This window comes from Rhizobium alarense (assembly GCF_021555155.1).
Taxonomy (GTDB): domain Bacteria; phylum Pseudomonadota; class Alphaproteobacteria; order Rhizobiales; family Rhizobiaceae; genus Rhizobium_D; species Rhizobium_D alarense.
Genome location: NZ_JAKGBU010000015.1, coordinates 63,558 through 70,374, shown reverse-complemented (window position 1 = coordinate 70,374; position 6,817 = coordinate 63,558). Strand labels below are relative to the sequence as shown.

The following is a 6,817-nucleotide window of genomic DNA, read 5'->3' as shown; positions in this document are numbered from 1 at the left end:
GGGTCCGAAAGGCGGGGCAAGGCCAGTGACAGGCCGAGACCGGCTGCCCCTGTCAGAAAATGGCGGCGCCGCGGCCGGACATGCATGCTGGTCTCCCGTTGCCGATTCTTGTCGTTCCATTCTGTCGCATGGCCGGGCGGCCGTACAGGCGCTGCGCGTGAAGGACGGGCGGACATTCTCTGCCCACGGCGGCATGACGCCGCTGGTGGATATCGAGATTGAACCGCCCGGCCGGGATTGTTATGACCGGAACCGCCAATGGAGCCCCGAGAATGCGCCTGCCTTTCCATACGGTCGATGTCTTCACCCGGACCCGATTTGGCGGCAATCCGCTCGCGGTCGTTCTGGACGCCGACGGCCTTACGGGCGAACAGATGCAGGCGATCGCCCGCGAGTTTCACTATTCCGAGACGGCCTTCGTCCTGCGCCCGCGCGATGCCGGGAACACGGCGCATGTGCGCATCTTCACGCCGAGCGTCGAGGTGCCGTTCGCCGGCCATCCGAATGTCGGCACAGCCTATGTGCTGGCGACTGCTGACGAGGCGAATCCGGTTGAGGAGTTTGTCTTCGAGGAAACGGCCGGTCTGGTGCGGGCGCGCATCGCGCGCACGAATGGCCGCGTCGACCAGATCCAGCTCACTGCACCGGAGGCGCTCTCGACGGGGCGGGTATTTACGCCTGCCGACGTCGCCGGCTGCCTGTCCCTGTCGGCAGCGGACATCACGTCGCAGGTCCATGCCCCCTGCGTCGCATCCGTGGGACTGCCCTTCCTCGTTGTACAAATCGCCGCGCGCGAGGCACTGGCGCGGGCAAAGGCAAACGAGGCGGCCTTTGCCGAAATCCTGCCGGTGGATGGTGCCGATGCGATCTATCTCTATTGCCGTGAGGTGGCGGACCGGGACGGAGCGGTCGATTTCACCGCGCGCATGTTCGCGCCGTTCGACGGCCTGCCGGAGGATCCGGCGACCGGCAGCGCCACCGGCGCGACATGCGCCCTGATCGCCTCCCTCGAAGGCGGCACGCCACGCGCATTCCGGATTGCCCAGGGAATGGACATGGGCCGACCGAGCCTGATCAGCGTGGAGATCGATGGCCAGGGCGCCGTGCGGATAGGCGGCTCCTGCGTCTCCGTCATGCGTGGCACCTTGGCCGTTTAGGGAATGAATACGCGGAAAGGCCCGCGTCGGCTGGCGACGGATGTCAATGTCCGCCGCCACCGCCGACGCCGGACTGCGGCCGGCTGATCGCAAAGACGCAGACGACCAGGGCGGAGAAAAGTCCCGTCAACAGCAGGAAGACGTCGATGAAGGACATGACGAAGGCCTGTTGCTGCACGATGCCGGCCATCTGCTTGATCGCGATCGTCGCACCGTCGAGACCGTGCGCGCTGTAGCTCGCCGCGATGCTGTTCATGCGCTCGACGGCCTCCGGATTGCCCCACTGCACGTGTTCGGAGAGGCGTGCATAGTGCTCCTCCGACCGCTGCGTAATGAGCGTGTTGATGATGGCGAGCCCAACGGCGCCTCCGAGGTTGCGCGTCAGGTTGTAGAGGCCGGACGCGTTGCGGATGCGGTCCGGCGGCAGCGTTCCGAGCGCGACATTGTTGATCGGCACCATGCAGATCATCAGCGAGCACCCGCGCAGGATCTGCGGCACGAGGAGCTCCCAGAAATCCCAGTCGGCGGTCATCTGCGTCATCCACCAGGTGCCGAGCGCAAATCCGCCGAAGCCCATCATCATCATGACGCGCGGATCGAGACGGGAGGAAAGCGCGCCGGCGATCGGTGCCGTGCAGAACATGGCAAGTCCCGAGACGAACATGGTCTCGCCGATCATCAGCGAATCGTAATCCCGGATGCGGCTGAGATAGAGCGGGTAGAGATAGGTGAGGCCGTAAAGACCGATGCCCATGACGAAGGAGAACAGCGAGCCGAAGGCGAAGTTGCGGTTGGCGAAGGCCTTCAGGTCCACCACCGGGAACGGTACCTTGAAGGCGCGCCAGAAGAAGATGACGGCGCCGACGGCCACGGCGATCGAGCCGTAGACAATGTGCCCGTCGCTGAACCAGTCCTTGTTGTTGCCCTCCTCCAGCACATATTCGAGCGAGCCGAGGAAGACCGCCATGGACAAGAGACCCCACCAGTCGAAGCGCTTGATGAGGGAGAACTCCGGCTTGTCGAAATCGATGAAGTTCCAGGTGACGACCGTGACGATGATGCCCGGAATGATGTTGACGAGAAACAGCCAATGCCAGGAGAAGGCATGGCTGAGATAGCCGCCGACCGTCGGGCCGATGGTTGGCGCCAGCGTCGCGACGAGACCGATCATCGGCGAAACGACACTGCGCTTCGACGGCGGGAAGATGGTGAACGCGGCGGCAAAGACCGACGGGATCATGCCGCCGCCGATGAAGCCCTGGATCGCGCGGTAGACGATCATCTGATCGATGTTGGTCGCCGTCGCCGCGAGTGCGCTCGCCATGGTGAAGCCCGCGGCGGAGACGGCGAAGAGCACGCGCGTCGAGACAATGCGTGCAAGCGTGCCTGACAGCGGGATCATGATGACTTCGGCGATCAGATAGGAGGTCTGCACCCAGGCGATCTCGTCCGCACCGGCGCCGAGACCCGCCTGGATTTCTGAAAGCGAGGCAGAGACGATCTGGATGTCGAGGATCGACATGAACATGCCGAAGACCATCGCGAAGAAGGCGATGACGCGCCGGACGGGGACCTTGTCGGTCTGCGCCTGCGCCGGCGGCACGGCACCGGCGGTTGCTTGAGCGGTCGCGGCCATGTCCGCGCTCCTTCGATCCTATTATTGGGCCTGGGCGACCGCGGTACCGTCCGGCGCGGTGCGGCTGTCGACGTCGACGACCACGCTCAGGCCGGCGCGCAGCTTGCCGCTGTCGAGCGCTTCCTGCGGTATCGCGATGCGCACCGGCACGCGCTGGGTCACCTTGGTAAAGTTGCCGGTGGCGTTCTCCGCCGGCAACAGCGAGAAGACGGAGCCTGAAGCCGGAGCGATCGACGCGACGGTGCCGACAATGTCGTCCTCCTCGTAGGCGTCGACATGCAGGTGAACCTTCGAGCCCGGCATGAGGTTCGCAATCTGCGTTTCCTTGAAATTCGCCTCGACATAGAGGTCGCGCACCGGAACGAGTGCGGCGAGCCGCTGACCGGCGGAGACGAGGTCGCCGACTTGGACGGACACATTGCCGATCACGCCGTCATAGGGTGCCTTGAGAACGGTGAAGCCGAGGTCGCGCGCCGCTTTGTCACGGGAGAGCTCCAGGGAGCGGACGGTGCTTTCAGCCTCCCGGCGCTGCGCTTCGAGCACCGCGATGTTTGCTTTCGCGGCAACGATGTTCGCGTCGGCGCCGACGAGGTTGGCGTTCGCCTGGTCGAGCGCCACCCGGGCGCTGTCGAGCGAGGCGGCGGTGCCGACTTCCTTGGCATTCAGGTCTTTGGCGCGCTTTTCCGCGACCTCGGCGCCGCGGACCGCGGCCTGCATGGCAACCTTCTGCGCCTCGGACTGGGCTAGGCTCGCCCTGGCACCCTCGATCTGGGCATCGAGACGGTCGAGGGAAAGCTTCTGCGTCGCGATCTGGGCCTCGGCCTGCTCCTTGGCAAGGCGATAGTCGCCGTTGTCGAGCGTCACCAGCGGATCGCCCGCCTTCACTTGCTGATTTGCCACGACGTTGACGACCGCGACGTAACCGGAAACCTTCGGAGAGATGGCGGCAATGTCGCCTTCGATATAGGCGTCGTCGGTCGAGATCATGAAGCGGCCGTTCGTCCACCATTCGTAGCCATACCAGGCGCCGCCGGCAAGCAGCGCCGTGACGATCACCGGCAGCACGAAGCGGCGCACGCCCTTCTTCTGCCCCGCGGACCCCGAGATCGGCGCTGCAGCGATAGCCTCCGGCTCCGTCGGCCGTGCCTCGGCCGTTTCAGGCTTGAAATCCTCGTCGACCGCGCGGACCTTCGCCGCACCTGCGCCCTGGGAAGCGGACATGCATGCACCATCGTTCATATTGAATACAATCGAACTGAACCGTTCGGTTCGATTTGACATAGAACCATTTCTCACGCATATCAAGTGAAATCGAACTGATCGGTTCGAATTATTTCGCGCTGCAGCGCAAATGGAACGGATGATGGAGACGACACAGGAAAAATTGGCGAACCCTCCGGGCGGACGTCGGGCGGCCGGAGAGGACCCCGCCAAGCGCGAGCAGATCCTCGACGGCGCCAAGAAGATATTCATGGAGCAGGGCTTCGAGGCTGCGAGCATGAATGACATCACGCGGGCCGCTGGCGTCTCGAAAGGTACGATCTACGTCTATTTCGAGAGCAAAGAGGAACTCTTCGGCGATCTCATCGAGCGGGAGCGCCGGCGGATCACCGAGACCGTGCGCCACGTGCTCGACAGCGATCTACCCCTCGCCGAGACGTTGAGGGAATTCGGCCTGCTGTTCGCCACGCACGTTACGTCCGACTACACGATCGGCGCGATGCGCATGGTGATCGCGGCGAGCCCGCGCATGCCGAATCTCTGCAGCCGCTTCTTCAGCGCCACGCCGATCAATCCGGTCTCGGTGCTGCAGCACTATCTCGACGCCAAGGTGGCGGACGGAACGATCGCCTGCGACGACACGGCGCATGCCGCCAAGCAGTTCATCGAGCTGACGACCGTCGGCCTTTTCAAGCCGCGCCTCTTCGGGGCGATGGCGCTTGTGCCGGCACGCGCCGAGATCGAACGCAACGTCGCCTCCGCGATTCGCATGTTCCTCGCCGCCTACGGAACGGCCGGGATCTAATCGCGCAACCGCGATCAAGTGACCGCGTGCGATCGGCGTCATAAGATGGCTGTCCATGGAGAGCCGACACGCCATGCATCCCGTCGCCAAGGCTATCTGGTTCATCGAAAGCCACTACGGCAGCGTGATCTCGCTCGACGAGATTGCGCGTGTAGCGGGCATGTCCCGCTATCATCTCTCGCGCCGTTTCGGCGAGATGACCGGGCAGACGCTCACCGCCTACCTGCGGGCGCGGCGCCTGTCCGAAGCCGCCAGGCAACTCGCCGGCGGTGCGGAAGATATCCTGGGCGTGGCGCTCGATGCCGGCTACGGCTCCCATGAGGCATTCACCCGCGCCTTCCGCGACCAGTTCGGCATGACGCCTGAGACGGTACGTCGCCGGCGCGATCTGACCGGCCTCACCCTCCAGGAGCCCATCCGCATGACCGCGATCCCCAAGACAGACCTTCCAAAACCACGCTTCGAAACCCTCGACGCCTTTACCGTTGCGGGCCTCGGCGCCGATATCACCTATGGCCAGAGCGCCGGTATTCCGGCGCTCTGGCAGAAATTCAACACGCATTTCGGCCATATCCCCGGCCAGATCGGCCGTTCGGCTTTCGGCCTCTGCTTCATTCGGCCCGGATTGGAGAACGGCTTCCGCTACCTGGCCGCCGTCAAGGTCGCCAGCACAGACGACCTGCCACCGGGTTTCGAGAGCGTCCGCATCCCGGTCCAGGCATGGGCGATGTTCCCGCATGCGGGTCACGTCAATGGCATACCGGCGACCGTCGACGCGGCCTTCCGCACCTGGCTTCCGGTCTCCGGCCGCAAGATCGGCGCCTTTCCGGACGTGCTCGAAATGTATGGCGAGGACTTCGATCCGCACAGTGGCCTCGGCAGAGTCGAAATCTGGCTGCCGCTCGCCGATTGAGAGACGCGGCGGCGAAAAGCGACGATCCGGACGCACGACCGCTTGCCAGCCGTCGAAATCTCCATAAATACGGGAGGCTATTCTCAACCGCGCTTATGGAGAGGAAGACCGGATGGACAGCATAGTTGCCCTCGTGCAGGATCCGGCCGCCTGGGTCGCGCTCGTCACGCTGATCGTCATGGAGGTCGTTCTCGGCATCGACAATCTGATCTTCATCTCGATCCTCACCAACAAACTGCCGCCGGAACACCGCGTTTCGGCGCGGCGCGTCGGCATTGGACTGGCCCTCGTCATGCGGCTCGCGCTGCTCGGCACCGTCGCGTGGATCGTGCAGCTCACAACGCCGATCTTCGAGGCCTTCGGCCACGGCTTCTCCTGGAAGGACCTGATCCTGATCGCCGGCGGCCTGTTCCTCGTCTGGAAAGCCACGAAGGAAATCCATCACAGCGTCGATCCGGAAGACCATGATGAGGATTTCATCGCGAGTTCAGTGACGACCACCTTCACGTCCGCCATCGGCCAGATCCTGCTGCTCGACCTCGTCTTCTCGATCGACAGCATCATCACCGCCGTCGGCATGACGCCGCACCTGCCCATCATGGTGGTCGCCGTCCTGGTCGCGGTGACGGTCATGCTGCTTGCGGCAACGCCGCTCGCCAACTTCATCGAAAAGAACCCGACCATCGTCATGCTGGCGCTTGGATTCCTGCTGATGATCGGCACGACGCTGATTGCCGAAGGCATGGGCTTCCACGTGCCCAAGGGCTACATCTACGCCGCCATGGCCTTCTCGGCCCTCGTCGAGCTGCTGAACATGCTGTCGCGCCGCGCCAGGCGGAAGACCAAGACCGGCTCGACCGCGCACTAGACACGGACGAAAGGCCGGCGCGGAGGGAACGCGCCGGCCTTTCGGACTGACGCGAAGGCGGGTCGGACGGGTTAAGGAGCTCGTCTGCCGTTTCGTTGGCCGCGGGAAGAAAGCGGCAAAATTCCCGTGTTCTCCATCTCCGTCATGTCCGCTTGGCACGGCCACGTCTTCTGACCTTCGAAATGCGCGAGCCGGCATCGGGTTCCATCGGGATGCC

6 protein-coding genes are annotated in these 6,817 nt (G+C 64.1%); 4 read left to right on the top strand and 2 right to left on the bottom strand.

Going from position 1 to position 6,817, the window contains the following annotated elements:
- The first annotated feature begins 272 nt into the window (after nucleotides 1–272).
- Nucleotides 273–1,157: a PhzF family phenazine biosynthesis protein gene (locus tag LXM94_RS07015; protein ID WP_235770448.1), complete on the top strand. Its 885-nt coding sequence runs from the start codon at nucleotides 273–275 to the stop codon at nucleotides 1,155–1,157.
- A gap of 43 nt (nucleotides 1,158–1,200) precedes the next feature.
- On the opposite strand, the gene LXM94_RS07010 is transcribed toward LXM94_RS07015, so the two are convergent.
- Both LXM94_RS07010 and LXM94_RS07005 read right to left on the bottom strand, forming a co-directional pair.
- Complete coding sequence (locus LXM94_RS07010; RefSeq protein WP_235770447.1) at nucleotides 1,201–2,793, bottom strand: DHA2 family efflux MFS transporter permease subunit; 1,593 nt, start codon at nucleotides 2,791–2,793, stop codon at nucleotides 1,201–1,203.
- A 21-nt stretch (nucleotides 2,794–2,814) separates the two neighbouring features.
- Nucleotides 2,815–4,014, bottom strand: a complete 1,200-nt coding sequence (locus LXM94_RS07005) for an HlyD family secretion protein (RefSeq protein WP_235770446.1) — start codon at nucleotides 4,012–4,014, stop codon at nucleotides 2,815–2,817.
- Between the two features lie 142 nt (nucleotides 4,015–4,156).
- Between LXM94_RS07005 and LXM94_RS07000 the strand changes: the two genes are divergently transcribed.
- The 3 genes from LXM94_RS07000 to LXM94_RS06990 all read left to right on the top strand — a co-directional run bounded on the left by LXM94_RS07000 (nucleotide 4,157) and on the right by LXM94_RS06990 (nucleotide 6,600).
- Nucleotides 4,157–4,819, top strand: coding sequence for a TetR/AcrR family transcriptional regulator (locus LXM94_RS07000; protein ID WP_235770445.1), 663 nt, complete (start codon nucleotides 4,157–4,159; stop codon nucleotides 4,817–4,819).
- 73 nt (nucleotides 4,820–4,892) lie between these two features.
- Nucleotides 4,893–5,732, top strand: a complete 840-nt coding sequence (locus LXM94_RS06995; protein ID WP_235770450.1) for an AraC family transcriptional regulator — start codon at nucleotides 4,893–4,895, stop codon at nucleotides 5,730–5,732.
- A 112-nt stretch (nucleotides 5,733–5,844) separates the two neighbouring features.
- Nucleotides 5,845–6,600 (top strand): TerC family protein, encoded by a 756-nt coding sequence (locus LXM94_RS06990; RefSeq protein WP_235770444.1) that lies wholly within the window; start codon nucleotides 5,845–5,847, stop codon nucleotides 6,598–6,600.
- Nucleotides 6,601–6,817 lie beyond the last annotated feature (217 nt).

Coding starts and splice junctions, on each gene's coding strand:
- LXM94_RS07005 (WP_235770446.1), bottom strand. CDS start 4,014: ATGTCCGCTTCCCAGGGCGCAGGTGCGGCGAAGGTCCGCGCGGTCGAC.
- LXM94_RS07000 (WP_235770445.1), top strand. CDS start 4,157: ATGGAGACGACACAGGAAAAATTGGCGAACCCTCCGGGCGGACGTCGG.
- LXM94_RS07010 (WP_235770447.1), bottom strand. CDS start 2,793: ATGGCCGCGACCGCTCAAGCAACCGCCGGTGCCGTGCCGCCGGCGCAG.
- LXM94_RS07015 (WP_235770448.1), top strand. CDS start 273: ATGCGCCTGCCTTTCCATACGGTCGATGTCTTCACCCGGACCCGATTT.
- LXM94_RS06995 (WP_235770450.1), top strand. CDS start 4,893: ATGCATCCCGTCGCCAAGGCTATCTGGTTCATCGAAAGCCACTACGGC.
- LXM94_RS06990 (WP_235770444.1), top strand. CDS start 5,845: ATGGACAGCATAGTTGCCCTCGTGCAGGATCCGGCCGCCTGGGTCGCG.